General features: G+C 46.1%; 24 protein-coding genes. 12 read left to right on the plus strand and 12 right to left on the minus strand.

The features are described from left to right. Positions 1-163 precede the first annotated feature (163 nt). The 7 genes from C9I89_RS13280 to C9I89_RS13310 form a co-directional block, all read right to left on the minus strand. Entirely contained in the window at positions 164-2,539 is a 2,376-nt protein-coding gene (locus C9I89_RS13280) for a Lon protease family protein (protein WP_107283822.1), read from the minus strand. Between the two features lie 331 nt (positions 2,540-2,870). Then, positions 2,871-3,752 carry a helix-turn-helix domain-containing protein gene (locus C9I89_RS13285; protein WP_107283823.1) on the minus strand — a complete coding sequence of 294 codons (882 nt, stop codon included), beginning with the start codon at positions 3,750-3,752 and terminating at the stop codon, positions 2,871-2,873. A 193-nt stretch (positions 3,753-3,945) separates the two neighbouring features. Then, entirely contained in the window at positions 3,946-4,164 is a 219-nt protein-coding gene (locus tag C9I89_RS13290; protein ID WP_107283824.1) for a hypothetical protein, read from the minus strand. Then, positions 4,161-5,429, minus strand: a complete 1,269-nt coding sequence (locus C9I89_RS13295) for a 4Fe-4S binding protein (protein ID WP_107283825.1) — start codon at positions 5,427-5,429, stop codon at positions 4,161-4,163. Before C9I89_RS13295 ends, C9I89_RS13290 begins: the two co-directional genes overlap by 4 nt. 123 nt (positions 5,430-5,552) lie before the next feature. Next, complete coding sequence (locus C9I89_RS13300) at positions 5,553-5,870, minus strand: hypothetical protein (RefSeq protein ID WP_107283826.1); 318 nt, start codon at positions 5,868-5,870, stop codon at positions 5,553-5,555. Beyond that, the gene (locus C9I89_RS13305) at positions 5,870-7,393 is read right to left on the minus strand and encodes a 4Fe-4S dicluster domain-containing protein (protein ID WP_107283827.1); all 1,524 of its coding nucleotides are present in this window, start codon (positions 7,391-7,393) and stop codon (positions 5,870-5,872) included. The genes C9I89_RS13300 and C9I89_RS13305 overlap by 1 nt, the downstream gene beginning before the upstream one ends. Before the next feature lie 31 nt (positions 7,394-7,424). Beyond that, the gene (locus C9I89_RS13310; protein WP_107283828.1) at positions 7,425-8,534 is read right to left on the minus strand and encodes a tetratricopeptide repeat protein; all 1,110 of its coding nucleotides are present in this window, start codon (positions 8,532-8,534) and stop codon (positions 7,425-7,427) included. A gap of 287 nt (positions 8,535-8,821) precedes the next feature. Between C9I89_RS13310 and C9I89_RS13315 the strand changes: the two genes are divergently transcribed. Together C9I89_RS13315 and C9I89_RS13320 are read left to right on the plus strand one after the other, a co-directional pair. Next, complete coding sequence (locus tag C9I89_RS13315) at positions 8,822-9,400, plus strand: CDP-alcohol phosphatidyltransferase family protein (protein ID WP_107283829.1); 579 nt, start codon at positions 8,822-8,824, stop codon at positions 9,398-9,400. Between the two features lie 60 nt (positions 9,401-9,460). After that, entirely contained in the window at positions 9,461-9,832 is a 372-nt protein-coding gene (locus tag C9I89_RS13320; protein ID WP_107283830.1) for a hypothetical protein, read from the plus strand. 94 nt (positions 9,833-9,926) lie between these two features. Here C9I89_RS13320 and glgC read toward each other — a convergent pair whose 3' ends face one another. Continuing rightward, complete coding sequence (gene glgC / locus C9I89_RS13325; RefSeq protein WP_107283831.1) at positions 9,927-11,144, minus strand: glucose-1-phosphate adenylyltransferase; 1,218 nt, start codon at positions 11,142-11,144, stop codon at positions 9,927-9,929. 269 nt (positions 11,145-11,413) lie between these two features. Here glgC and C9I89_RS13330 point away from each other — a divergent pair, with 269 nt between their 5' ends. The 3 genes from C9I89_RS13330 (at position 11,414) to C9I89_RS13340 (ending at position 14,788) form a co-directional block, all read left to right on the plus strand. Continuing rightward, complete coding sequence (locus C9I89_RS13330) at positions 11,414-12,019, plus strand: nicotinamidase (protein ID WP_107283832.1); 606 nt, start codon at positions 11,414-11,416, stop codon at positions 12,017-12,019. Next, the gene (locus tag C9I89_RS13335) at positions 12,006-13,349 is read left to right on the plus strand and encodes a nicotinate phosphoribosyltransferase (protein WP_107283833.1); all 1,344 of its coding nucleotides are present in this window, start codon (positions 12,006-12,008) and stop codon (positions 13,347-13,349) included. The genes C9I89_RS13330 and C9I89_RS13335 overlap by 14 nt, the downstream gene beginning before the upstream one ends. A gap of 305 nt (positions 13,350-13,654) precedes the next feature. Then, positions 13,655-14,788 carry a helix-turn-helix transcriptional regulator gene (locus C9I89_RS13340; RefSeq protein WP_107283834.1) on the plus strand — a complete coding sequence of 378 codons (1,134 nt, stop codon included), beginning with the start codon at positions 13,655-13,657 and terminating at the stop codon, positions 14,786-14,788. Between the two features lie 297 nt (positions 14,789-15,085). Here C9I89_RS13340 and C9I89_RS13345 read toward each other — a convergent pair whose 3' ends face one another. From C9I89_RS13345 to cspE, 3 genes are all read right to left on the minus strand, one after another. After that, a complete protein-coding gene (locus C9I89_RS13345) occupies positions 15,086-15,856 on the minus strand; it encodes an ABC transporter permease (protein WP_107283835.1) in 771 nt (256 codons plus the stop codon). Further along, positions 15,849-16,523 (minus strand): ATP-binding cassette domain-containing protein, encoded by a 675-nt coding sequence (locus C9I89_RS13350; protein WP_107283836.1) that lies wholly within the window; start codon positions 16,521-16,523, stop codon positions 15,849-15,851. Before C9I89_RS13350 ends, C9I89_RS13345 begins: the two co-directional genes overlap by 8 nt. Positions 16,524-17,102: 579 nt before the next feature. Further along, entirely contained in the window at positions 17,103-17,312 is a 210-nt protein-coding gene (gene cspE / locus C9I89_RS13360) for a transcription antiterminator/RNA stability regulator CspE (RefSeq protein WP_107283838.1), read from the minus strand. 504 nt (positions 17,313-17,816) lie between these two features. Here cspE and C9I89_RS13365 point away from each other — a divergent pair. The 6 genes from C9I89_RS13365 (at position 17,817) to C9I89_RS13385 (ending at position 22,299) form a co-directional block, all read left to right on the plus strand. Continuing rightward, complete coding sequence (locus tag C9I89_RS13365; RefSeq protein ID WP_107283839.1) at positions 17,817-18,344, plus strand: sigma-70 family RNA polymerase sigma factor; 528 nt, start codon at positions 17,817-17,819, stop codon at positions 18,342-18,344. A gap of 77 nt (positions 18,345-18,421) precedes the next feature. Beyond that, positions 18,422-19,405, plus strand: coding sequence for a permease (locus C9I89_RS13370; protein ID WP_107283840.1), 984 nt, complete (start codon positions 18,422-18,424; stop codon positions 19,403-19,405). A 10-nt stretch (positions 19,406-19,415) separates the two neighbouring features. Continuing rightward, on the plus strand, positions 19,416-19,649 hold the full coding sequence (locus C9I89_RS13375) for a thioredoxin family protein (RefSeq protein WP_107283841.1): 234 nt from the start codon (positions 19,416-19,418) through the stop codon (positions 19,647-19,649). A 154-nt stretch (positions 19,650-19,803) separates the two neighbouring features. Then, a complete protein-coding gene (locus C9I89_RS22535; RefSeq protein WP_170107698.1) occupies positions 19,804-19,965 on the plus strand; it encodes a hypothetical protein in 162 nt (53 codons plus the stop codon). 201 nt (positions 19,966-20,166) lie between these two features. Then, on the plus strand, positions 20,167-20,652 hold the full coding sequence (locus C9I89_RS13380) for an acyl-CoA thioesterase (protein ID WP_107283842.1): 486 nt from the start codon (positions 20,167-20,169) through the stop codon (positions 20,650-20,652). A gap of 243 nt (positions 20,653-20,895) precedes the next feature. Then, positions 20,896-22,299, plus strand: coding sequence for a methyl-accepting chemotaxis protein (locus tag C9I89_RS13385; protein ID WP_107283843.1), 1,404 nt, complete (start codon positions 20,896-20,898; stop codon positions 22,297-22,299). A gap of 193 nt (positions 22,300-22,492) precedes the next feature. Here the strand turns inward: C9I89_RS13385 and C9I89_RS13390 are convergent, their stop codons facing one another. Continuing rightward, on the minus strand, positions 22,493-23,740 hold the full coding sequence (locus tag C9I89_RS13390; protein ID WP_107283844.1) for an SGNH/GDSL hydrolase family protein: 1,248 nt from the start codon (positions 23,738-23,740) through the stop codon (positions 22,493-22,495). 317 nt (positions 23,741-24,057) lie between these two features. Here C9I89_RS13390 and C9I89_RS13395 point away from each other — a divergent pair, with 317 nt between their 5' ends. After that, positions 24,058-25,857 carry an RICIN domain-containing protein gene (locus C9I89_RS13395; protein WP_107283845.1) on the plus strand — a complete coding sequence of 600 codons (1,800 nt, stop codon included), beginning with the start codon at positions 24,058-24,060 and terminating at the stop codon, positions 25,855-25,857. The last annotated feature ends 129 nt before the right edge of the window (positions 25,858-25,986 follow it).

Genomic DNA, 25,986 nt, shown 5'->3' on the forward strand with positions numbered 1-25,986 from the left:
GCTTCCTTCAGACCCCACCGTTAGCCAGTGACGCCCTTGCCATTCGGATTGTCTTCCCCTTAGCCGGGGTGACTCCACTATCTTTCAAGTGAACGGGTTTGCCAGCTTTGCTGGGCAAACAAAAAAAGGCTGCCTGTTAGGCAGCCTGATCCACACTATCGCGTTATTTTCTTAAGGCATTCAATTTTGCCTGAGCGATGCCAAAGATAGAATCACTGGCATATCCGCCTTCTTCATTCCATGTCCCTGCCAATTTTGAGGTAAAGATCTCAATGGCTTCCGTCACATGACCAATAGCCCAGATATGAAATTCACCTTTCTCAACGGCTTCAATCACATCTTTACGCAACATCAGATTGTGAACGTTAGACTCAGGAATAATCACCCCTTGCGTTGACAGACGTCCTTTAATCGTACAAACATCAAAGAAGCCCTCAATTTTCTCGTTCACCCCACCGATAGGCTGGGCATCACCGAATTGGTTCATCGATCCCGTAATGGCAATATCCTGACGCAACGGTTGCTGAGAAAAGGCTGATACAATGGCGCATAATTCTGCCATTGATGCACTGTCACCATCCACGCCACCGTACGATTGCTCGAATGTAAGATGCGTGGACAGCGGTATTTTGGCGGTTTTACCAAAAATCGATGCCAGATAGGCCGATAAGATCATGACCCCTTTCGAGTGGATACTGCCACCAAGCTTTACTTTCCTCTCAATATCAAACACATCACCTTCACCAAACGCCGTCGTGGCAGTAATGCGATTTGGTGCGCCAAATTGATAGTCTGAGGTTGCAATCACCGACAGTGCATTGATCTGACCGACGGCATCACCTTGGGTATCGATCAGGGTCGTACCGTTCATAAAACTCTGCATCACCTGATCTTTTAATCGGCTGACGCGCTTTTCCTGGTTCATTAATGCCTGCTCGACATGGCTACTGCGGATCACCGTGGCATTCATCGATCGGGCGCAATAGTTTGTCTCGCGCAGTAAATTAGCAATGTCTGCAGAGTGCAGCGACAGTTTGTTCTGATCTTCAACCTGACGTGAGCTATATTCAATGATCCGAGCGATTGCCCGGCGATCGCAATGAAGCATATCGTTATCATGGATAATGCTGGAGATGAATCGTGCATAATGCTCTTCCGATTTATCGGTACGGGGCATTTCATCTTCGAAGTCGGCGGTCACCCGGAACAGCTCACTAAATTCAGGATCATAATGCTGGAGTAACTGATAAGTCTGATAATCGCCAAACAAGATGATTTTGGCATCCAATGGGATCGGCTCCGGATCTAATGAAATCGTTCCGGACAGGGTGACTTCCCGCTCCAGCGAACTTAAGTTCAACTTGCGTGAACGCAGCGCACGCTTCAGGCCATCCCACACATAGGGCCGCTCCAGTACTTTCACCGCATCCATCATCAGTACGCCACCGTTTGCACGATGCAAACTCCCCGAGCGAATCAATGAAAAGTCAGTGAACACGGTGCCTTTGTAGGTCGCATTTTCGACATAACCAAAAATGGCATGGTAGTTCGGGCTCTCTTCCACCACTATCGGAAACTTATGCTCATCCTGGCTCACTAACACATTCACCTGATAGCGACGGGGCATCTTCTTATCAAGCGCCGCATAAGCCAGAGCGACCTGCTCTTCGCTTTCCTCCAGGAAAATATCGAGGTTTTCCAAAATATCTTTCTGCATCGCCGATAAATGCGCTTTCACCTCAGGCAGGGAGTGGTACTGCTCTTGCAGCGTTTTAATAAAATGGCTCAAGACTTCCAGTGCCACTTCTTCATTCAGCTTTTCGAGCTTATCGGAAAACTCCTCTTCCCATTCAGTCAGCTGGCGTATTATACCGCGCAGCTTCACTTCCAGTTTTGCGATGACCGCTTCAAACTGGCGTTGCTCTTTTTCCGACAAGGCATCAAACGTTTCTTCAGTATGCGGCTCTTCACCATTTAAAGCGACAAGCTGGTAATCACCCTGAGTGGTTAGCGCCAGGCTGATATTTTTCTCTTTGGCTTCCTTGGTCAGGTTAACCAATGCGGTCTCCTGCTTCTCCGCTAATTGGGTTTTTAACGTTTCCGAGCGGGAATAGTACATCTCGTTGTCAAAAGCCAGCGGCAAGGCTTTCACCAAACGCATCATCAGCTTTTCAACGTCTTTTTTGAATTGGTTACCGATTCCTGCAGGTAACTTGAGCACTTTCGGGCTGCGGGTTTCCTCAAAGTTAACCACATAACACCAATCATAGATCGTACGGCTATTGCCATTGAGTTCATGGCGATGCAGGTAACGCAGCATCATCGTACGCTTACCCAGACCATTACGACCTATGGCATAAATGTTATAGCCTTTCTCTTTAATGGACATTGCAAACTCAACAGCTTGCTGCGCTCGCTCCTGTCCCACAATTTCATCCAACGGAATCAGGTGCTTAGTCGATTTACACACATCCGGACTAAGATCATTCAATTCAGACACACGATACAGCTTGTCACTGCTCAGAGGTTTAATTGGCATACATGTCCCTCTTAATATGACAGTTAGATCATAATAATCGAGACAACCATCCCGATTGGTATCATCCTAGTTTAGTCACTAAATTATTATATTTTAGTGATTTAGCTTCCGTTTGAGAGCTTGTAATTATGTCGTCGTGGGTCTACGGTTGGTTTGAAAAGCAATAAAATCTGGTTTTATCCAAATAAATCAGAAATCAACAGCGCTGATCTCGGATTCATGTAATAGCTTTGGTTCAGCATCAGCGAGGAGCGGTACGAAAAGCAATACCCGTTCTGCTTTAATAGTAGCGGTTTGCCGTTCTGGTTAGCAGATAAATATGGAGAGTAGATTAATAGCTTTTAGCCACATTATGACGGCACAGCTCGCGAAATTCTTTTGGTGTCAGTTCGGTATGGCGGCGAAAGAACTTGGTCATATTGGTTGCTTCGTTGAATCCTAAAATCACCGCAATATTTGTAATCGAATACTGGCTATAAGCTAGCAGCCGTTTTGCTTCGAGCATCACCCGGTCATCGATCAGCTCCTTTCCCGTCCTGCCGGTATTATCCTTAACTATCTGATTGATTTTTTTGGTTGTTTTCCCCATCATCCGGGCATAATCCGCCACAGTGCGGGTATCGTTATAATGGGACTCAATGAGTTCTCTTAACCGCATAAAATCAAGCGCATCAGGCGACCTGTTCTGATGCGTTAAACACGACTGATAATGCCGAACCAGCGTTTTTAGCATCACTGTCCGCATCGTGCTGCGGATAATTTCTCCGCTAAGGTTATCTTGCTGGTTCAGGTACTCTTGCGACAATTGTTCGAAATAAAAGCTATACTTTTCATCTGAATCATAAATACAGTTAACATTTTCGAGGGCCGTTTTTATTTTGCTTTCGTAAGGATCATCATTGCCGTAATACAACATCTCATCTTTAAACGAAGCCACATACCCCTCAATATCGGGATTATAATCAAAGTGATGAACTTGATACTGGGAAAGAAACATGATGGTGCCGGGTTTGTATCGGTACAATTTATGATCGATATGATGCTCGCCCTGCCCTTTGGCGATATAAATAATCGCATTAAAACTGACACGGTGTGGCTTCGCGAATACACTTGGTTCAAACTCATCAAACAATTGCGCGATGGTGGATATGGTGAATTCCAACTCCGTTCTCATTTGTTCTAGTTCCACGCCGTGAATATCTTGTTGATCCATTAGCACTCCCCTGGGTGGATCCCTTCATCATTTGCGGTAGTCTACATCACGCGATTGTTAGTTATTCTGCTTGAAAGTAACAGCAACGATAATTGCAATACGATCGAGGGGCACCGCTAACAGTCCCTAACAAAACCATGGCCTGCGGTGCCCGGGCTAGCCTGATGCTAGTTATACCAATTCCACTAATTATTTATTCTACTTGTTTATTATACTTCTGTGCCCACATGAGATAATCCACCGCTTGCTGGTTCTCCTGCTCTCCTGTCGCCGTATCCGACTCCTGAGAGATCACGTACAGCGGTTGGTCACTCAGCTGTGCATTATTCATAGTGACAAGCCGTGTTCCAATATGCGTCAGAGTCAGCACAGATGCCAGGGTATAAAACACCGCCATTATCTTTTTTCTCATGATACGTTACTCCGGTCAGCCGCCTCTTCACGCCATATCACTGCGCCAGATTTCGTTGCCATTCCCGCAGCTTTAACCGTTCGCTGATTAGCCTGGGACTTTGGACGACGTCTCAACGACTGCTTAGCCCAGTTTTTATTGAATTTCAAAAAGTCGGTCATCGCATTCATCGGACACAAGGATCGACACCACGGTCGTCGCACCATTAAAGATGTGATCAGCACCAGCACTGTCAACACAAACAGATACAGGGGACCAATCATGCCAAACATAATGCCGAAGGGTTCATAAGAGAACGACGCCGGGTTGCGGAAGTAGACTCCAAAACACAATGTCGCAAGCAAGATAACTCTCGGGAACCAAACAAAAAAGCCATGCTTGAATGTCACCGCTTTGGCATTGCCGATTTTCCCCAGGCACTCTTGGGTTGCGCCAAACGGGCACAGACTTTGGCAATAAACATTTTTATTAAACACCAGAATATAGCCAGCACTTAATATAAGTAAAATCAATGCCGTATAGTTAGCAAGCCCAGACATCCAGGAGCCTGAAACCAGAATTCCCATCGTTGAAGAAGAAAATAAGGTGGCAGAATAGAATCCAAACAAACCCATAGACGTCAGCAAGATAGCCCAGTTAAACGCAATTTTTTTCGGGTGGCGGGTTCTACTCACCCACACTGCAGCAGCAAACATCAGCACCGCAATGAGATCCAGCCAGCGAAAATGTGGTAGTTCACTGGTTTGATCGCTTAAGGTAAAGCCAAACTGCTGGTTACGGACAGGATCGGCGGCAGCATTAACAGCTTGTACCAGCGCGTTTGAAGATAAGGTCGCCCCGCTAATGCCATCAACATCGACGGTGGTTTTAATATTCTGCCCCACCATGTTATCGATGACCTTACCCTGTACCACCTTTTCCAGGTAGGAAGAAGTGTCTTTCGAAGACAGGACTGCGATGCGCTTGATCTCACCTTGCGGTGATGTCGTCAGCGCCACCTCCATCTCACCGCCATAGCCTATGCCGGTACCGATGCCGATCCACTCAACCGGATCCGACTCCGGCGAAGCAGTGCCCTGATACAGGGTGGAACTGACGGCCTGCAACGTGTCACCGTCGACCAGCAGGTTATTAAGAAAGTCGTTTTGGTTGTCAGCAATACGTAATCCGCCCAGATACCAGGCCAGGATCAGCAACAGGACTGACGCCACGCTGGCGAGTTTATCGACCAGCTTATTTGACTGCTTGCGTTGTTTTTTTTTCATATGACCTCACAAAGCCTCGAAGAACCTAGGTCCTTCAAGGCTTTAATGTCAGTTATACCAATTCCTTTAATTATCTAATCATTCAGATTATTAATGGATTTGGTATTAGCTTGTCTTGTGTGACTATGCCAACTGCTGTGACTTAGGTTTTAGCATTAGGAGTACTTTCAGTATTCCCGCGCCACCGATCACCAGCAGCGTGCCGACGAAGCCAAGGAAGTACCAGCCGGCATACCCTTCGTTTTCGCCTAATAAGGTGAATGCCCCGGCAATGGTCAAGAGCATGCTAAACCACCAGCCCCCCACTAGCGTCCACTTCCACCAGTTCATGCCCAGTTGATACTCTTTCGCCCACTGGTTTGCACCAGCAAATACCAAAACCTGGATCGCGCCTAATAACATCCAGAATAACGGATCTAATACAGTTGATTGCGGAAACATTAAATACCCTCCCAGTTGCCGTCATATTCCCAGGTTTTCTCTACTTTCAGATAGTCTTCACTGCGCATCCATTCTGGTGGCTGGTGATAACTTGCGAAGTTTCCTCCGGTCCATTCCGGATGGAATGACTCGGCTTCTGGGTAATAGAAGAAATTGTGCTGCATTCCCAACAGTGCGGTACGAGTTAACCCGGTCGGATCGCGTGGATCGGTCTCTTTAACCAATGCGTGGATCCAGTTGTTCTTACGTGTATACGGGCAAACAGCAATACATACGCGACAACCAAGGCCAGAAGGCGTCGGTCCCTGGTTCCAGAATCGCCAGCAGCCATCCTGATTAAATTCATATTTCTTGAATCCGCGTACCACAGCATCCGGTTTGTCGGCTTTGCTGATCGAACCACTCGGACAAGCCTCTGCACAGATTTTGCAACTTTCACAGAAGTGCTTCATATGCAGATCAACCGGCTTATCCAGCTCCAGATCCAGGTTGGTGATCACTGCAGCCAAACGGATATTCGGTCCGACTTCCGGCGTCATCAGCACTCCATTACGGGCTGCCTCACCAAGGCCTGCCTGAATAGCTATCGGCGGCATAATAACTTCATAGCTGGCACCCGGGAACTGAGGACGGGCAGAATAACCCAGCTCACCCAGGAAAGCTGCCATCAGGCCACTAGCCTGTTTGACGCGGTAATAGGCATCATAAGAGGTGGAGTAGCCAACGGCAGCATACATAGGATCCCAGTTCATCGGCACCCCAAACACAATGATGTTCTTCCAGTGCTTCGGAATTTCATCGCCCCACTCCGGTACACCACGCATCATATTTTTAATGACAAAAGTGGGATCGAGCTTAGTGATACCGACAAGGCTCATGCCAAATTTGAACGCCATCTGCTTGATCAGCTTTGAAGCATGCGCCGGCGATTGGAACTCCATAGGGTCGCGCTGCACCCACTTAAAATCATCCTGATCAGGATGCTCTGTAGGCTCAGGTGGAAAATCTGAATGCAGGCCTTTGTTGAATGCACCAGCATAAGCCCATGACAACGCAAACCGGTCACGGTACTTTTCATAGTTCGCATCGTGCTGCACTTTCGCACTGAACGACAATAACATCTCTTTCCAGCGTTCAGGGTATTTGGCGTAATAGGCGCGTACCCTAGGGTCCGGGATATCACCCCAGTCTGCTGTCGGTACCCAGCCATCTTTCTTGATCGAGCGGCCCATACTGCGTACCCGGTTGAACAGAAGATCGCTCCATTCCGGACGTTCAACAGTACCGACCACGTTCAGTGTCGGTGGCACATCGACCCGAAATGGTTCGCGGTTAAAGTACATGTCCTTACCGGCTTCAGTTCTGCCCCAACCGACATTGGCATCCGGATCACGACCGAGCACAAAACCCGCGCCAGCGGCAGCGCCGACAGTCGCCGTTGCCGCTGCAGCTCCCCCCATTTTGAGGAAATTACGCCGTGAAGGGTTAGCAGCCGCTTCATCTGCGTGTTTTTTACCTACCATTACTTACCTCTGAATATATTAGAATCTATTGTTAACCTGCAGCCGTCATCAGAATGGCCTGCTGTTTGCGAATGTCCTCAATTAGGCGACGATGACTGACCTTGTAATGGGCTGATATCTTGGATAGCTCTGCCATCACCCGCTCGGCCTGTTCCCATTGCTGAGTGTGATAAGAGGCGAGAAACATCTGCTCAAGATTCCAGCCATCAAACGGATCCAGCTCTAACAGCACATTGAGATCCGCGAGCAGGGGTTGCCATTGATTGTCTGCCGCCAGTGCCTGAGCACGGATCGCCAGCACATCCAATTCTTCCGGTTTAGCCTCAAGGTAGCGCGTCAACTCAGAGATAGCCTGTTGGTGTTTACCGCTCTGGTGGGCCCAGATACCGCCCAGGCGACATAGCTCAATGTTCTCGATCTGATGTTCGCGGGCACGTTGCAACCAGTCACCGGCTTTTTCCAACTGGCCTAACGCAAGGTAACTACTTACTGCGGTGATATAGCTGGAGATAACCGTCTGATCGATTCGATGCGCTTGCTCGCAACACTCCGCGGCGTGCTCAAACGCTTCATCCTGGTAGTAACAACCGGCTAGGTTCTGATAGCCACCGACAAAGTCAGGTGCCTTCTCGGTGCATTCTTTAAAATATCCGATTGCTTTTTCCATGTTGCCGCTGCAAATCTGGATATACCCCAGATGAAACAGCGCCATATGATTATCCGGGTTAATGGCGATCGCGGCAGTAAAGGCCTGTTCCGCTTGCTGGTTCTCACCAAGTTGCTGCATTGCAATTCCGCGCTTGATCTCAAAGCTATCTTTTTCTAACACCTGCTGGTGATTCATCACCGCACTCAGTGCCAACTGGAAAAGTTTGGCCGATATCAACAGATCAAACGCACAGCACAACTCTGTTTCGGTGAAAGATTGTTCACGCATGACATCGCTGAGTACCGCTGTAAACGTTTCGTGCTCAATCCAATCGATATAACGGGGATCGTTACCGTGATTAACGTTACTGAACTGATTTTTTAAGAAGGTAAATTTGCTATTGAGCAAATCAGTTAGTTGCGCATCGGGGGCGAATGTATGGGTTTGCTGCTGAAGAAAACCCAGCAAATTTAGCCACTTGTTACTAATCATAAATCTGCCACTTCTTTATCAATACATCACAACCAATTCTGCCGTCATGATAACCATCACACGAGTGGTCTAAAGGTGGTAGTAAGCCGAAAAATGGTAGAAATGCGCCATTACACTTAGGAATTGATTTTGATCAAACCCCAATTAAATCAGCGGGACTGCGGGAGCCATAAATATCGGGATGGTTTTATTGAGAGGGAAAACAAAGTCGAAATCCTGATGCGGGTTTACACTGGAATAAGACAGACCTCAGCGAATACAGCTTAATAGCGGATGATTAACGTCTAATGACTAGTGGTGTAATCAAACTGATCCCGAATATCATAACGACATTACGCCTTATTCTGGCGCTGCCTATCTGCTTGCTGATCCTGGACGAAAACTACCCGGCAGTCTTGTGGATTGCCTTCGTTGCCGGGCTCAGTGACGGTGTCGACGGCTGGTTTGCGCGTAAGATGAATGCCGAGAGTCGTTACGGGGCTATCGTTGACCCGCTCTCCGATAAAGCAATGCTGATTAGTGCTTATATCGCTTTTGTCGTGGTGGGTTTGTTGCCCTGGTGGGTAGCCGTAATTATCGTGATGCGGGATGTGGTAATTATTACTGGTGCCCTCGCCTATCACTGGCGGTTCGGGCGTTATGACGTGGCACCGAGTATTTGGGGCAAGGCCAGCACCGCAGTGCAGATTCTCTATGCCCTGATGCTGTTAACCCATCAGGTGTATCCGGTCTTTCCAGTGAGTAGTTTCCAAATCGGGTTATGGTTAGTGATTATAATGGTTGTCGTCAGTGGCGGACATTATGTCTATACCTGGGGAGTAAAGGCACGGGCTTTACAAAAGGGTAAAAACCAATCCGATACTTAACAAGGCAATGTCTGCAACACAGGTTTGATTACAGCGTTATATTGATATAGGAAATCGATTATGACCATATTGATCATACTGTTTGGTATTCTGACTCTTTTCGCAGGAATAGTCATTATCATCAAACCGGAAATTATATTCAGCTTTCTGCGCAATCACCTAGACAAGCCGATACTGCATATTCTGGCTGTTGCCGTCAGACTTGTTCTTGGTGTTTTTCTGATATATCAATCCAACGTATCGAGATTTCCGTTGGTCATTGAGGTTATTGGTTGGATCTCTATAGTTGCCGCTATTATCTTCGCTGTTATAGGGCGTCGTAATTTCAAGCGGTTAATGTCGTGGGCTTTATCTTTAGCCAAGCCGATTGGTCGTATTGGCGGTGTGATAGCCGGGGCATTTGGCGCATTTCTTATTTACGCTTTCGTTTAGTCATGCGGCGTGGCGAAAAATTAATGCGCCGGCTAAGGTGCCGACGCATTGATGTAAGTTAGAGGCTTAAGCGGCTTGATTGCAGACGGCTTTCTTAGAAACCAATTTTTGCACCTTTGGGAATGACGACAATACCTTCATCTGAAACGTGATATTTCTTTCTGTCTTCTTCGAGGTTTTCACCAATCACGGTACCCGATGCAATCTGAACGTCTTTATCAAGAATTGCACGACGAATTGAACAGTTTTCACCGATCTTCACATCTCCCAGGATAACTGATTCGCTGACTGTGCTGCAGTGTCCGATGTTACAGCTAAAACCGAGTACGGAGTTGTGGACCTTCGCCCCCCGAATATAGCTACCATTAGAAATTAGGCTGTTATTCACATCTACTTTACAGCAGTCACAATCAAGGAAGGTCGCAGGGGGCAGCGGCGGATAATAGGAATGCAGCGGCCAGTTGCGGTTATACAAAGAAAACGGCGGCGCTTCAGAAAGCAAATCCATATGCGCCTGCCAGTACGCATCTATAGTACCGACATCCCGCCAGTAAACCTGATCGGTTTCTCCTTCAATGACGTTGGTACTGAAATCATAAACAAACACCCGGCCTTTCGGATAAAGCTTAGGGATAATATCCTTCCCGAAGTCATGGCTTGAATTGTCGTCATTGCCGTCTTCTTCGAGTTCATGTAACAAGGTCTCAGTTTCAAAAATATAGTTCCCCATGGAAACCAGCGCATGGTCAGGATCGTTGGGAATAGATTTAGGGTTGGCCGGCTTTTCTTCAAAACCGATCATTCGTCCCTCTTTATCAACCTCGATCACCCCAAATGAGCTCGCTTCACTTAAAGGCATTTTGATTGCAGATACAGTTAACTCAGCCTTTTGGGCCTTGTGGTAATCCAGCATCTGTTTTACATCCATTTTATAGATGTGATCACTGCCAAAAATACAAACTTGATCAGGGGCTGCAATTTCTATAAAGGCAATATTCTGATAAATCGCATCTGCAGTACCGGAATACCAGCGCTTATTCCTACGCATCTGCGCCGGGATCGGATCAATAAACCGGTCTGTGATACCAGACAGGCTCCAACCTTTTTTCATGTGCTTATAGAGGGACTGTGACTTAAATTGAGTTAGCACATAGATTTGTAAAAAATCTGCATTAACAAAGTTATTTAATGCAAAATCGATAAGCCGGTAGCTCCCACCAAATGGTACTGCGGGCTTACTGCGGCCCTCTGTTAATGGCCGTAATCTTGAGCCCTCTCCCCCAGCCAGTATCATCGCTAATACACCAGACATCTTATACCTCCACGACTAAGCATTTGCACACATATACCAAAATAGCATATACAGTTTATGAGCTTATTTGCACAACAGATTAACGCACTTCTGAAATGCTTGAAGTATGTTGCATTTTTGCATATGCCAGTAAGATAAATGGTAAAACTCAGGGTTAAAAAGTGAACATTTTTTAGTCAACATAAATCAGGTTCGAGTTAAAAGAATGGGTACTTAAAAATGAACTAACCTTAGGTAAAAGCTCAAAAATAATACATGGGAAGTACACGATGAATAGCCACCGCTCACTTAAACTGACATCGCGGGACGCATTGATTCTGGTAGATGTGCAAAATGACTTTCTCCCTGGTGGAAGTCTGGCTGTACCAGACGGAGATCAGGTGGTTCCTGTGCTTAACGGCTACATCAAAGTCTTTCAGAAACGGCAATTACCCGTTATTGCTACCCGTGACTGGCATCCTTTGAATCACTGCTCCTTTAAAAATAATGGCGGTATCTGGCCGACTCATTGTGTGCAGCATACTCACGGGGCTGAGTTTGCCGGGGATCTCCGGCTGCCTGAAGATGTCGAGATTATTTCCAAGGACGACACGCCAACATTAAATAGCTACTCGGGCTTTAGGTGCACAGATCTCAGTAAGCAGCTGCGTACCAAAGGTTGTGAACGCTTGTTTATTGGTGGATTGGCAACCGATTACTGTGTTTTAAATACGGTACTTGACGGGATCAGGGAAGGCTTTGATGTGGTTCTGCTGGAAGATGCTACACGAGCTGTAAACCTGAACCCCGGTGATGGTGATAATGCGATTGCCCGGATGAAAAAGGCCGGAGCCACCAGTATTCGGGGGGAGGTACTGGAGAATGGCATTCTATGATAGCCCGCAGCTAACAGACCTTTACCAGCTTACTATGGTGCAGAGCTACCTTGATCATGGTATGAATGATAAGGCGGTGTTCGAATTTTTTGTGCGAAAACTGCCATCACGACGTAACTTTATGGTGGCTGCAGGATTGGAGCCGTTACTTAATTTTCTTACCCAGGCTCGGTTCAGCGATGAAGAACTGGAGTATCTGGCCAACAGCGGTTTTTTCCGCAGTAATCTGATTGATTACCTCAGTAAGTTCCGGTTTTCCGGGCAAGTCGATGCGATGCCGGAAGGGACTCTCTTTTTTGCCAATGAGCCGGTTGTGCGCATAACTGCCTCTCTGCCGGAAGCGCAGTTGATCGAGACACGATTGATTAATTTGCTGCAATTACCGACGCTGGTCGCGACCAAAGCCGCACGTTGCCGGCTTGCTGCTGCCGATAAGCTGTTGGTCGATTTTGGCCTGCGTCGCGCCCACGGCGCGGAAGCAGGGATGCAGGCATCCCGTGCCAGCTATATTGCGGGTTTTGATGGTACGTCAAATGTCCTTGCGGGTCAGCAATACGGTATTCCGATTTTTGGCACGATGGCACATGCTTATATTCAGGCCCATGACTCGGAAACTGACGCGTTCCGTCATTTTGCAGACAGCCAACCGGATAACCTCGTATTGCTGATCGATACCTACGATACTTGCCGTGGTGCTGAACGGGTTATTAAATTGGCAGAGCAGTTAAAAGCCGAAGGTAAATCTGTCAAGGCCGTGCGGATCGATAGCGGTGAGCTGGGACATGAGGCCATCAAGGTAAGAGATCGTCTCGATCGTTCAGGCCACTCTGAAATTGGTATCTTTGCCAGTAGCAGTGTCGATGAATATTTGCTCGAACACTTAGGGCAACAACAAGCACCTATTGATGGTTACGGTATTGGAACCAGCCTGACGACCTCAGAAGATGCTCCTTTTCTCAATTGTGCTTATAAGCTACAGGAATACGCGGGAATACCGCGTCGCAAACGCTCCCACGGTAAAGCGACCTGGCCTGGCTGCAAGCAAGTTTATCGCCATGTGAAGGATGATGGACAACTCGCCTTCGATCAGCTTTGCCTGGAAACAGAAAAGCCTGAAAACGGACAACCATTACTGCAGCCGGTAATGCTAGAGGGTAAACGGCTGGGCGCGCAAGAGTCATTCGATACATTACGTAAGCGGGTTAAACAACAGTTATTAATGCTGACTCCGGCATTGGCTAATCTGTCACAACAGGCTTGCTTGGAGCTGAATATTTCGCAATCCCTGCAAGAACTCACTCGCCAGACAGACGAACGTTTTAATGATTAACCTAGGATCGGTTATGTTTCAACCACGCTGAAAACAATTAAACTAAACATTTGAAAAAAATTAAAATTCCAAATTATTTTTTTGCTGCAGCATTAACCTCTGTCATTTTTTAACCGCCCAGAGCAACCGCTCTATTTATATTGTTATATTGCAAATTAATATCTGCACTTGCATCTATGCCGAACAGTCTAATATATAGAAGTTGTGCGCTACCTACGATGCTGCTACACATAAACCTGATAGATTTGTAATCTAAATATACATATTAAAATAAAATCCATATCAAAAAGAAAACAGGGATGTGTATGAAGAATTTAAACTATAGCGATCTAGTTAAATCACTCTACAGCTCTCTGGTTGATCCGCAAGGTTTCAAACCTTTTCTGAGTAAACTAATACAAAAGTGTAATTTGCTTTCCGGTGCCATTATTATGGTCAATAACAACACCGATGAGGTGAAGGTTATTTGGATGGATGGCCTTAATATTGCGGATGTTTCACTGTTTTTTGAGAACTTTGAAAAGCAAGATCCTCTTATCCAAGAACTGACAACCTCTTCACCCGGAACATTGATCACAGCAGATGACGCAAAAGCTGAAGCAGTTAAAATAACCCACCCTGACTTTTTTCAGGGCTTAAACGGTGTGTTAAACATTCGTTATGTGATCGGCGCAGTACTGGCCACCGACAAGGAGTGGGTTAGTCAGATGTATTTCCACCGCAGCAAAGAGCAAGGCGCATTTACCCCGGACGAAAAGGTTTTGCTCGAAAAATTAATCCCCCATATGCAGCATGCAACGCAGCTGTTCCATATTAAAATTGCCCAAGACAAACAACGTTTGTTAACCCAGCTCCTTTTCGATCAAATCCAACTGCCTGTAATACTGCTAGATAATGTTGGCAACGTGTGTCACTGCAATCAAAAGGCTGATAACTTTCTGACTAAATCTTCACCGCTGAAAATCGTCAACCGACGTCTTCAATGGACCGCCGCAAGTAAAAACGGCAAAGTACAGCAAGCGATTCAACGCTGCTTAGACGAGAGCAGTGTGCAAACTCTTCACCTGATTTCAGACAGCTATCCGGCATTAGCTTTAACCCTGACTCCATTAGTCCAAGATACCAACGGAGCAGATAAAGGCCTCGCCATTTTTATTTATAACAGCGATCAACAACCTACTCTGGATTTACAGATCCTCCGTGATTTATTCGATCTATCCCAAAATGAAGGAAAAGTATGTTGCGAACTGGTCTGCGGCCGCTCCCCGGCAGAAATCGCCGATTTACACTTCTTATCATATGAGACGGTACGGACGTATATTAAGCGCGTGATGAAAAAAACCGGCACGACCCGTCAAAATGAACTGGTTGCCAAACTGATGGCCAGCCCGGCCTTTTACCCTGCGTCTTCGACCGTTGACCATGAATCAACTCAATAATCAACTCAATAATCAACTTGGCAATTTAACTATACCCTCTAGTACTTCATCACAGAAGTTTTGACGAATTCAGTCACCACCTTCGTCGTTCCGTAAAGTGAGGCACGAACTTATACGGAATCTAAGGAGCACGCGGTTAGAGCTGGATCCCGGATATCTCGTTTCTCGATTCCGGGATGACATATTTATGTGGAAGAGGACTAGATAACTGGGAATCAAATATAGAACACATTGAATATAAACTCGGCATTCAGAGCTTATTAAACAGGACATTGTCCCCAAATGGGGACTATCATTTTAAAGTGTCAGCTGACCGTAGCGATTAAACGCAAAGCGGCTGACAAACGCCAGACACGTCGTAACAGAAAGTATGCCCGCAATGAAAATAGCCACCATGATCACCAATTGGTATTTCACCGCCAAGATCGGCTCGGTACCGCCGAGGATCTGCCCTGTCATCATACCCGGTAAGCTGACAATACCTAAGGTCGCCATTGTAGCCAACTGAGGGGCCAATGCCGCTTTCACCGCCGTTTTAATAAAAGGCTGACCTGGATTGGGCGCGCCTAACGCCAGATAAAACTGATATTCATTCTGTTTATCACGCAGGCTGCTGTACCAGCGTTCGAGCGCCAGCACGTTCGCCGTCAGGCAATTACCCAACAACATACCCGCGACCGGGATCATATACTGCGCCTGCCACCAGGGTTCTGCCTGAATTACCCCTGCCAGCATTGCGGGTAAAACAACAACAAGCGCAACAACATGCCCCAACAACACCGCAGGCAGCACTTTGCGAACATTCATCTCAGCCCTGCGGCAAATACTGAATCCGGCAATCAAGACCATCACAGTCAGCCATAACACATTCAAGCCCGGATTCTGCCAGTCAAACAGAGTCTGCAGGTAGATACCCACAACCGCCAACTGCAAAGTCATACGCAATACGGCTTCAATCAGCGTTCGGCTTAAGCCCAGTTGCCAGCGATGAAAAAGAAACAGGGGAATGAGTAATAACAGATAAAATCCAGCCAGTGCCAGATTGCTGATCTCAACAGCATTATTCATTGATCAGCTCCATGCGATGGTGATAGTCACTGGCAGCTAGCCAGACCGGATCATGAGACACCGACACCCTTGCCGGAGCCACCGTATCCAGCAGCGTCATGATCTTGTCTCGACTGACAGCGTCCAGTGCCGAGGTAGGTTCGTCCAATAACCACAACGGACGCTGCATCAACAGGGCCCGGGCTATCGCCAGCCGTTGCTGTTCACCACCAGATAGCTGGGCAACCGCATACTCAAGTGGCTGGGTCAAACCGACCCGATCCAGCGCTTCACGGCATAATGTCTCATCGGGTTCAGAGGAAGGAGCCGGGCTAGATGCAGGGTGCAGAGACGCCGACATCGCTTTCAGCGTCCACGGTAATCGAAGGACCTGACCTATGGTGTCTGCCCCCATAACAGGCTGTTGTGGCAGATAGCAGAACTGTTGTCGCCACCAGGCAAGATCATTCGCCGAAACGTCCCGGCCCTGCCAGCTAAAAACGCCATGAACCGCTGGGCGTAAACCGGCCAGTACCTGCAACAAACTGCTTTTTCCGCAGCCCGAACCTCCCGATATCGCCAGGTGCTCACCGGCTCGCAAAGCCCCGGTTAACAGCCCGCAACCCGATGCTTCCAGCCCGGAGCTCAGCTCAGTAATAAGCAGTAGAATGTCCGTTGATCCCGCCATCTTTGCCTCCAGAGTGCATTTACCCAAACAAACGCCTTGTACCAGTGCCTTTTCATTCTCGCAGCTCGGCCAGTTATTATGAAAAGTGGTATTAAGTGGGTAGACAGTACAGTGTATTGGAGGGCAAGATATGACTCAAATTGATAGAAATCATCAGCACCATTAAAGCAGTTAATAAATAGAGTGCTAACGTAAAAACGATAACGCCCAGCAAGGCTGGGGGTTATTTTATAACAGACGCATGATATTACATGCGCCCAGCTATTACTTAAGGAGCTCTTGGTACTCAGCTACCGATTCAGGTGCATTCCAGTGCGCTTCAAGGTGATAACAACCTTGAAAATAACCGCTACGCACATCTTACCGTCAATCAGGTGTCGCACCGCGGTGAAGAACTCGCAATTAGCAGCATACTGCCCCCTCACGGGGTTGAGCTGGTGCTCATCGAACACAGACCAGCCTCCAACAGCGTTCTGATGGAGGCTGTTGGTCTTTCAATTTAGTCTTAAACTCAAATGGCAGGCAAAAAAAAATGCCGGCAGCGCCGACATTTTTTATACTGGTTACATAGACTCTAAATTATAGAGCAACTACGTTTGCAGCTTGAGGACCTTTCTGGCCTTGTTCTACGTCAAAAGAAACCTTTTGACCTTCAGCAAGAGTTTTGAAGCCTTCAGAAGCGATTGCACGGAAGTGTACGAATACGTCTGCGCCGCCGTTGTCTTGAGTGATGAAACCGAAACCTTTCTCTTCGTTAAACCACTTAACGATACCAGTTGTCTTAGACATGATGTCTCCAAAATTTTTCAATAAAATAATTCGCAATAATGCGGTTTTAGCCAGAACAAGAATTATTTACGTGAACGAAACTTATGAGTGGAAATCTTCATAACAACATACTCGGTAAAGCGGTGCAGCGAAGGTTTTCTAAAACATAATTTTGCATATAAATAGGTCTGAATTACAGCCGACACGAATAGTATCATGTGTCTGTGATTTGTGTATGTTTATTTCCAGTTTTTTGAGCAAAAGTGGGCTTTACCATCAGACTGCTGTTTTCCTATACAATTACTCACCACCAACTATTGATTAAGCCAAATCGACGCCGTGTGTCTGTCTGGTTACTATCCCGCGGGTTAGCTATGTCTGAATTTCCGTGGCTTAAGAAAACATGACAAGCCCTTGAAAAAATGTTCTTAGCCATCACATTAATACACTCTATGTGAAGCACTACTGTTCGGTATTATTTACAGTGAAAATAATTTTAATCAGTTATCTATATGGGGGTCACAGATGAAATGTCTGATGCAAGCCTGGCAGCATAATGAAAGCGACATTAAAGCCTGGCTGATATGCAAAACCCACGATGTTGAGCAAGCAGAAGATCTGATGCAAGAAACCTTCCTTAAAGCTATGAAGCATCAGGAAAGATTCTGCTCCTTAGACAATGCTCGATCCTGGTTATTTAAAATGGTCCGCAACACACTGATAGACCATATAAGAACTCAGCACCCGGTTGATAAACTCACCGCTGATTTAGGTATTACCGCACAAGAAAAAGCCCCAATCATGGGTCTTTTATCATGTTTACCTCGGGTACTCTCAGAGCTAGATGATGAAGACAGAGATGTGATTGAATGCTGTGATTTAAACGGAATGACTCAGGCTGATTATGCTCAGTTAAAAGACATCTCTACAGCAGGTGCAAAATCTCGTATTCAGCGAGCACGACAAAAACTGAAACAACATCTGACCTGTGCCTGCCAGGTAAAATTCGCGGAGCAAAAAGTATGTAGTTATGTTCCACGCCACAAACTATGAAAAATACCTGAAGATAATTGCATCCTTTTCGACCTTGCTTCGTGTTAGTTACCATAATACATAGCGAGAAAAGATCCATGTTATCGATATTTACGCAGTTCGCCTCCTGGCTCAGTTACTCAGTTTTACAGCTTGAACCTGGCTCCCGACTGGCAGATGGCGTTCATTTCTTCATTGAAGACACTTCTAAAATTTATGCGTTATTGTTCGGGCTGATCTATTTTATTGCCCTGGCTCGCGCTTCTCTCAACGTTGAACGTGTTCGTGATTACCTGCAAGGTAAGAACCGTTTTCTGGGTTATATTCTTGGCGCAATTTTTGGTTCCGTCACCCCTTTTTGTTCGTGCAGTTCCATCCCGCTGTTTATGGGATTTGTGTCTGCTCGTATCCCATTAGGGGTAACAATGGCCTTCTTACTGACCTCTCCGCTCATCAATGAAGTCGCTATTGTCTTGTTGGGTAGCCTGCTTGGTTTCAAGTTCATGCTCGCTTACATCACTATTGGCCTGCTGCTTGGCATTGCAGGTGGGATCCTCATCGACGCCTTGAGAGCCGAACGCTGGCTGCAGCCATTTCTTGCAAATCAATATTCCGCTGGAGCCGAGGCAGTGTCTCAAGTATCCGCTGAACACAAAACACTAACGCTGAAAGATCGCCATCAATTTGCGAAACAAGAAACCATGATGATTATTACCAGAATATGGAAATGGGTAATTATTGGTGTTGGTATTGGTGCCTTTATACATGGCTTTATCCCGCAAGCTTGGATCAGCGAAAATTTGGGAGCGGGTCAATGGTGGTCTGTACCTGTGGCATCGCTGATCGCGATTCCTATGTACACCAATGCCACTGCGATTGTTCCCATCATGGAAACGTTATTAACCAAAGGCGTGCCGCTCGGAACCACCCTGGCATTCTGCATGAGTGCTGTTGCAGCCAGCCTGCCGGAATTCATGATGCTGAAACAGGTTATGACTTACCGCCTTCTATTTATCATTTTCAGTTATCTCTTCCTCGCCTTCACGGTGGTGGGATGGCTGTTCAACTACGTTGTATTTTAAGGAGTCAACGATGAAACACGTACTGGTCTATGGTTCTGGTTGTAAAAATTGTTCAATAACGGCTGATCTTTTCACTCAGGCCGCAGCATCGCTGGGGGTGGAGATCCAACTTGAAAAAGTAACAAATCTGGAATTGATCATGAAAGCAGGCGTAATGAGTACACCTGCAGTCGCGATTGATGGTCAGTTATGCCACTCAGGTTCCGTACCTGACTATAACAAGGTCATAAGCTTACTTAAGTAAGACAAGCACCCCGCACTGTTACTCAACATAAACAGACGGGGTGCAGCCCATCCATAGCGCTATATTGATCATCATTTGCCAGCAATAAATACTAAACTGTAGATGGCTACGCATTACAAAATAGCCATTGCAGAAGCAATAGAGGGTCAACATCATGTTTGAATGGACGAAAGGATTAAAAGATTTTTTTTCGTCAAAAAAAGACGAAGCAGAGACAATCATCGAACAGCAAAAAGAGGATCAAAGTACACTTGATGAGCGCAATGAGAAACACGCTAAAGGTGCTCCTTCCGATGACGATAGTGATAACAAGTAACCACGCTATATTCAGTCGGTATTAGTCCACGTCGAACTAATACCGGTTACGGAACTGAAGAAAAGAACAAGCTGCTGTTATACCAGTCGGGATAATGATCCCGATTGGTATTAACCACGATTGAACTATCAATAACCTTACAATGATGAAATAATCAATCACAGAATTACATCATTTCCTTAACACTTGTAAGGTTGCTATATGGAAGGTGGACAGCGCGACATCATACTCAGATTTTTAGCCGAACCCGGTGATGTTAACTTTGGCGGCAAGGTTCATGGTGGCGCAGTAATGAAATGGATCGATTTGGCGGCCTATGCCTGCTCGGCGGGTTGGAGTGCCAAGTATTGCATTACCGCCTATGCCGGGGGGATCCGTTTTGTCGCACCAATCCATGTGGGGAATCTGGTTGAAGTCAGTGCCAAGGTCATTTATACCGGCAGATCTTCAATGCACATTGCCATTGATGTACAGGCAAGCGATCCGAAACAGCTGGAAAGACGCTTAACCACACATTGCATTGTCATTATGGTTGCCGTTGATGAAGATGGGCAACCGACACCAATTCCTGAATGGATTCCGCAAACAGATGAAGATAAAAAATTGCGAAATTCCGCGATTAAATTAATGAATATGCGCAAAGAAATTGGTGAAGAAATGGAGGCTCATGTCCAGTACTTAAAATGATGATCGCCATACTTTGCTTCTAAATCTGAAGACTGTCGCTCAGGCAGTCTTTATCAGACCGATTTAAAGTCGACGCCCGCCATTTAGTGCATTTACTCTCATTTCATACCGCAACCTTCAAAATATTTTTCACCTTAACGTGAGCCAGGTCACTAGCATCAACGTATTTAATTTCCATTTGCATTCATAATACGAACAACTTAATAGGTCGCGCTACTTACACCAACTGTCAGGATACTAATAATGAAAGAAGTTGCATTCCGTTGGATCGATAAATATCTTGTAGATGTAAAAATGCAGGAAAACTTTTTAATCCTCTTTTTTGCCCCGCTTTTGGCCATCATAGTTGTGAGTATGACATTGATGGATGCCTCACAGAGCCAGCAAAGTCGGTTGCTACAACAAGAGATGGACACCGTTGCCACTCTGATTGCACAATCCGATCTTAACCAAGGCGATGTCAGCCGTATTCTGACAAACAGTAATATTCAGATTGGTACCAACGGGGTTGAAACCACCCAGGTTACAAACGCTGGCTACAGCCTGACAACGAAAGCGCAACCTAGCCTGCTTTCTGAACTAACGATTACCCATACCGCTATTATTGCTGCCGCCTGTCTGTTTATTATTCTGTGTTTGCACTACATCATGACGTTTATGGGCGGCGCTCTGTTTAACATTTACGAGGCCGTTAAGCGTCTCGCTGATGGTGATCTTGCAGCACGCATCAACTATGCCCCTGCCCGTAATGAATTTAATCTGATCGCACAAACTGTCGATCGCGTTTCCGAACGTGAGCATCAGTTAGTCAAAGCGACTCAGGAAGCTATCGCGTTAATTCAGCAAATCAGCTCTGAGCTTCGCCAGCGCAGCAGTGAAAACGAAGGCTTAACCAACCAGCAGCAAGAACGCATTGATTCTCTGGCCAGTGCCACAGAACAGATGGCAGGTTCTGTTCGTGAAGTTGCCAGCCATGCACAGGACACGTCAACCCAGACCAGCGAAGCAACACAAGTAACGGCGCAGGGCCTGGCACAAGTCACCCAAACCCTCACGGCCATTAACCAACTGGGTACTGAGATCAATTCAGCCGCGGAAGCCGTGGCCGAACTAGATAGCAACGCTGCTCAGATTGATGACGTAGTCACCACCATTAATGCTATTTCAGAACAAACCAACCTACTGGCACTCAACGCGGCAATCGAAGCGGCACGCGCTGGCGAACAAGGCCGTGGTTTTGCGGTTGTTGCCGATGAGGTTCGCACTCTGGCTGGCCGTACACAGAATGCCACGGTTGAAATCCAGAAAATGATTGAAGCGCTGCAAAACAACAGTCAGAGTCTGATGAAAGTGATGCACCAGACGGTGAGTAATGCTGAATCCAGTGAACAGATGATGACCTCCGTCAGCCAGGATATTGGTCTGATTTCAGAAAAGAACCAGTATATTGCTGATCGCAGTATCGAGATCGCCGCCGCGGCAGAAGAACAAGGCGCGGTTGCCGACAATATTGCTTCAGACGTTGAGCAGGTACGCATGCAATCACGTAAAGTTGCTGATATGGTGACCCAGTCTGCCAGTGAGATCCAGCGCCTCAACCAGCAAGCCGATGTACTGGAAAGCTTAATGAAGGATCTGATAGTCTAACTTCTCAGCACCGCACACCTCTTCTTGGTAAAGCACTTATTGGGGCAGCATCTTGTCCCAATAAGCCTCGCTCTCTGTTCCAATTCCAGCTTCCTGCACAAATAAATAGGAATAATAGAAAAAGTACAGAAAAGATAGGCCAAGCATGGAGTGCTTAGCCTATGTTATGTCAGCTTAGTAGACTCAAATTTACTTAAAACACAAATTTGTTGAAGGCGGACTCAAGGATACGATCTGCAATGTATTTGTGAGTTGCGGTAGTCGGATGAGTCACGCCCCAAAATACGTGTGAATCAGAGCCATAGTACGCACATTCGTTTGTTAGGCTGTGGCTATATAGATAATCCAAGGCTGAGCTACGGTTGATGTCTAAGCAAGGCTCTGACGCGTTTTGAAAACCGTGTTGCTGCGGATTGCTTGTAATTTGTTTGAACAATGAATACGCATCATACAGTTGCACGTTGATGCCTTTGCTTTGATAGTACTCGGCTTGTTCGCGGATGTATTGATTAAACTCTTCAATCTTCTGTCTGACCACCAACACTTCTTCTTGTGTAGAATACTTGAACTGAGGCGCTTTGGTTGCATCAGGTAGAGTCAGCAATAAGATGTTTTTCGCCCCCGCATCAGTTAGCCGGATCATCGCGGCGCTGTAGTCGGCTTTTACCTCCGGCACTTCACGATCATAATTCATGAAGTCGTTCAATCCGAATTCAAGCGTAAACAAGGTATTTTCTGGGCGATAGTTTTTGGCCATCTTCATATAGGTCAGATAAGAGGTTACCTGATCGTAGACACCTGTCAGTGCGACATACTGGTTTGTACCCGCAGCTCCACCCACAGCCCAGTTGTAAAGCGGGATGTTCTTACTTTTAGCTAGGTATTCCGTCCAGACAAAACCGTTAGAAAAGTGGCCTAAGAACCAAGAGTTACTGTTCGGGAAAACCCATTGAGAACCGTTAAACATGTTACCGGTATCCGACAGGCTGTCACCAAACACGACCATTTTATTGATCGCAGATGGTTGAAATACATTGTCGTTCGTCCAGATTGAGTGGTTGTATGAGAAACGATTATCAGACGCAAAGTAAGTTATATCTGCGGTTTCGTGTGTTACATCCAAGGTTTTATCACAGCGTTCTTTGATATTTTCCTGAGGCTCACTGGTATAAAACATGTTTTTGAATGATACGGAAGAATACCAATAGCCCGGAATACTGTAATAGCTGCCATCTTCATTCAATGCCCATTCCCATTCCGTCGCCGAATCATCGTGGGTGGCGGCTGGGCGGTACCAGCACCTGACATAGGTGTACGTTTCTGAAGACTGAACACTACTGACTTCGGCAGCAGTAATTGCCTCTGGCGTTAGTGGTGCGCTATCTGATGCTTGAGAAGCCAATGGAAGCAGCAGCGAGAGCAGTAAAATGGATTTTTTCATTATTACCTACTTATTGTTTGTTATTGAGTATTTAGTCTAAATTAGAACACTACAACAATTTCCATTCACCTCATCCATCCAATTTCCTGAACAATTCTCACAATAAATGTACTGAATTTTAGGCGCAGTTAGGCTGCTAGCGGGTAAAACGGCATTTACCGGAAGCATAAAAGAGGTTGATAGTATGACAATGTGCGCAATTTTACCCATCACAGCATGGCTTTCTGGGCATTTTATTGAGAGATCACTTAACATGCTCGATCAGATATCGACCTACTTGGTTGATTGGCGGCCAGCTTCTAACAAAAGGAGATAGCATGAGCAAAATAGTAAATTCTGTTATTGGCATGAGCTTAGTGATGGCATCAAGCTCAATCTGTTATGCGTCAAATGTTGCCCAAACAGATCCCATCTCTGACTTGATTCAGACAACTACACCTTACTTCCAGGAAGAATGTCATTTATACGGCTCTGAAGAAATTATTTCACCCAACTGCAATTATTACATCTTAAATTTCAGTGGTATAAATTCCGAGGAGCGGAGATCTTTTACATCCAGTCTTTTGGGCCTAGGGGTGGATAGTGAGTATGTATTAGTTACCAAACCAAACGAGATCAAAAAACGAGAAATCTACCTTCTTGATACACTTGATCTTGAATATATTGCTTCAAATCTTGTAACCGATTTAAGTAAATCAAGTAGAATCCGTCGCTCCGTCTCTCAAGACAACGGTAATGTGATGGAGTTCATCATACATAGACGCTTCAATGTCGAAAGACAGGGTAAGGGCAATGTAACGTTAAAATATAAAGTCAGGTATTACAGCAAATCACCTTTCTACGCCAGATCCGGCGATAAAGATAAATTCGTGGAAATTGTGCTCGCCGAGGGTTCAGGTGTTGATATGGGGATGTCAGACAACTGGTCCGATATTTATCGCCGTTGGTATCATAATAGTCACACAAGCTACGTATACAATGAGTACCTTGATGAAATAGACGTAGGCATTAAGGTAAATGATAAGACTAAACTGTCATCCGGACAGATCTATCTAAATGATCTGTATCCGAGAATGCAAGATCAAGTTGAATCGAAAATAGAAAAGGAAACGAGTACAAGTATAAAAGTAGGGCTGGGTTTTTCACCTAAGATTCCGATCAAGGACATTGAGTACAAGTTTACCGACAAATATAGCATTACCAATAAAAAGGAATTTGGCCTGGTCGCTAAAACAAACAAGGACGGCTACAACATCAAATACGTGAACAATAAGTATGGTTCATCGGTCGATCCAGAGCACGGTTTCTGCAATTTGGGCACCGCCGATGGCTGGTGCTGGGATTATGATGAGCGCCGGGGCAATCCTTGGGATTTTGATAAGTTGAGAGCAAATAATCCGCTGGCGGTTAGTGGTCTGCGGCCGGATTTTGTAGCCAAAATTGCGGCAAAAGAAGGAACGACTGGCTCATCAGAAATTGTGGTTAAGACAACGGTGAATAGCCTTGCCTTGTTTGGTCATAATAACTGGGTAATTGGTCGCCGCTATGCTTCAGGTAGCCAGCTATGGACTGACAACACAAGTGCTGATCCGGATTGGAAAACATACCGGGATTTTGAGAAGCTGGTTTATTCAGATCAGTTTGCAGTGACGGTTGATTGGAATAGCCCGTGGTTTTTAGGCGCCGACGCAGTAACAATCAAATCCACTTTATTGAGCCAAGAATCGCCACAATGCCTGGCAGTCGTGGATGGTTCTGCATTACAGTTTACAGACTGTGTAGAAGGAGCCAAGTCACAATCGTTCATCTATGATCAGGAAAAAAGATATAGAAGTGTGGCGAATATTAACCAGTGCTTAGACACAGCCGAAGGCAAATTAACATTAAGCACTGACTGCTCCGATGATTTTGCCAGAAATACTCAAATTTGGTACTGGCAAGAGCCGAACGGTTTTGCAAATGATGTTCTTTACACAGTGAATAATGACAGGACTATCAATGCTATTGACGCATCGGCTGAGATCCCTGGCATTGTTACACTTGATGATACTGATGAAATGCCTGAAAACGTACTGTATACGAGTCGCTTTACGGATTTTAGTACCATAAGACCATAAGCTCTGATCTCTTCACCGCCCCGGGTTGATAGCCCGGGGCGTTTTTCTGTCAACATCAAACCACTATCTCCTCTTCAAGGAGTCGTACGTCATGTTTGTAACATAATAGCCCGGAAGACTCGTTCAAGG

The sequence above is a fragment of the Photobacterium lipolyticum genome (genome assembly GCF_003026475.1).
Lineage (GTDB): Bacteria > Pseudomonadota > Gammaproteobacteria > Enterobacterales > Vibrionaceae > Photobacterium > Photobacterium lipolyticum.

Excerpts from the sequence above, each read along its gene's own strand:
- C9I89_RS13280 (WP_107283822.1), bottom strand. The coding sequence starts at position 2,539 with ATGCCAATTAAACCTCTGAGCAGTGACAAGCTGTATCGTGTGTCTGAA.
- C9I89_RS13285 (WP_107283823.1), bottom strand. The coding sequence starts at position 3,752 with ATGGATCAACAAGATATTCACGGCGTGGAACTAGAACAAATGAGAACG.
- C9I89_RS13290 (WP_107283824.1), bottom strand. The coding sequence starts at position 4,164 with ATGAGAAAAAAGATAATGGCGGTGTTTTATACCCTGGCATCTGTGCTG.
- C9I89_RS13295 (WP_107283825.1), bottom strand. The coding sequence starts at position 5,429 with ATGAAAAAAAAACAACGCAAGCAGTCAAATAAGCTGGTCGATAAACTC.
- C9I89_RS13300 (WP_107283826.1), bottom strand. The coding sequence starts at position 5,870 with ATGTTTCCGCAATCAACTGTATTAGATCCGTTATTCTGGATGTTATTA.
- C9I89_RS13305 (WP_107283827.1), bottom strand. The coding sequence starts at position 7,393 with ATGGTAGGTAAAAAACACGCAGATGAAGCGGCTGCTAACCCTTCACGG.
- C9I89_RS13310 (WP_107283828.1), bottom strand. The coding sequence starts at position 8,534 with ATGATTAGTAACAAGTGGCTAAATTTGCTGGGTTTTCTTCAGCAGCAA.
- C9I89_RS13315 (WP_107283829.1), top strand. The coding sequence starts at position 8,822 with ATGACTAGTGGTGTAATCAAACTGATCCCGAATATCATAACGACATTA.
- C9I89_RS13320 (WP_107283830.1), top strand. The coding sequence starts at position 9,461 with ATGACCATATTGATCATACTGTTTGGTATTCTGACTCTTTTCGCAGGA.
- glgC (WP_107283831.1), bottom strand. The coding sequence starts at position 11,144 with ATGTCTGGTGTATTAGCGATGATACTGGCTGGGGGAGAGGGCTCAAGA.
- C9I89_RS13330 (WP_107283832.1), top strand. The coding sequence starts at position 11,414 with ATGAATAGCCACCGCTCACTTAAACTGACATCGCGGGACGCATTGATT.
- C9I89_RS13335 (WP_107283833.1), top strand. The coding sequence starts at position 12,006 with ATGGCATTCTATGATAGCCCGCAGCTAACAGACCTTTACCAGCTTACT.
- C9I89_RS13340 (WP_107283834.1), top strand. The coding sequence starts at position 13,655 with ATGAAGAATTTAAACTATAGCGATCTAGTTAAATCACTCTACAGCTCT.
- C9I89_RS13345 (WP_107283835.1), bottom strand. The coding sequence starts at position 15,856 with ATGAATAATGCTGTTGAGATCAGCAATCTGGCACTGGCTGGATTTTAT.
- C9I89_RS13350 (WP_107283836.1), bottom strand. The coding sequence starts at position 16,523 with ATGGCGGGATCAACGGACATTCTACTGCTTATTACTGAGCTGAGCTCC.
- cspE (WP_107283838.1), bottom strand. The coding sequence starts at position 17,312 with ATGTCTAAGACAACTGGTATCGTTAAGTGGTTTAACGAAGAGAAAGGT.
- C9I89_RS13365 (WP_107283839.1), top strand. The coding sequence starts at position 17,817 with ATGAAATGTCTGATGCAAGCCTGGCAGCATAATGAAAGCGACATTAAA.
- C9I89_RS13370 (WP_107283840.1), top strand. The coding sequence starts at position 18,422 with ATGTTATCGATATTTACGCAGTTCGCCTCCTGGCTCAGTTACTCAGTT.
- C9I89_RS13375 (WP_107283841.1), top strand. The coding sequence starts at position 19,416 with ATGAAACACGTACTGGTCTATGGTTCTGGTTGTAAAAATTGTTCAATA.
- C9I89_RS22535 (WP_170107698.1), top strand. The coding sequence starts at position 19,804 with ATGTTTGAATGGACGAAAGGATTAAAAGATTTTTTTTCGTCAAAAAAA.
- C9I89_RS13380 (WP_107283842.1), top strand. The coding sequence starts at position 20,167 with ATGGAAGGTGGACAGCGCGACATCATACTCAGATTTTTAGCCGAACCC.
- C9I89_RS13385 (WP_107283843.1), top strand. The coding sequence starts at position 20,896 with ATGAAAGAAGTTGCATTCCGTTGGATCGATAAATATCTTGTAGATGTA.
- C9I89_RS13390 (WP_107283844.1), bottom strand. The coding sequence starts at position 23,740 with ATGAAAAAATCCATTTTACTGCTCTCGCTGCTGCTTCCATTGGCTTCT.
- C9I89_RS13395 (WP_107283845.1), top strand. The coding sequence starts at position 24,058 with ATGAGCAAAATAGTAAATTCTGTTATTGGCATGAGCTTAGTGATGGCA.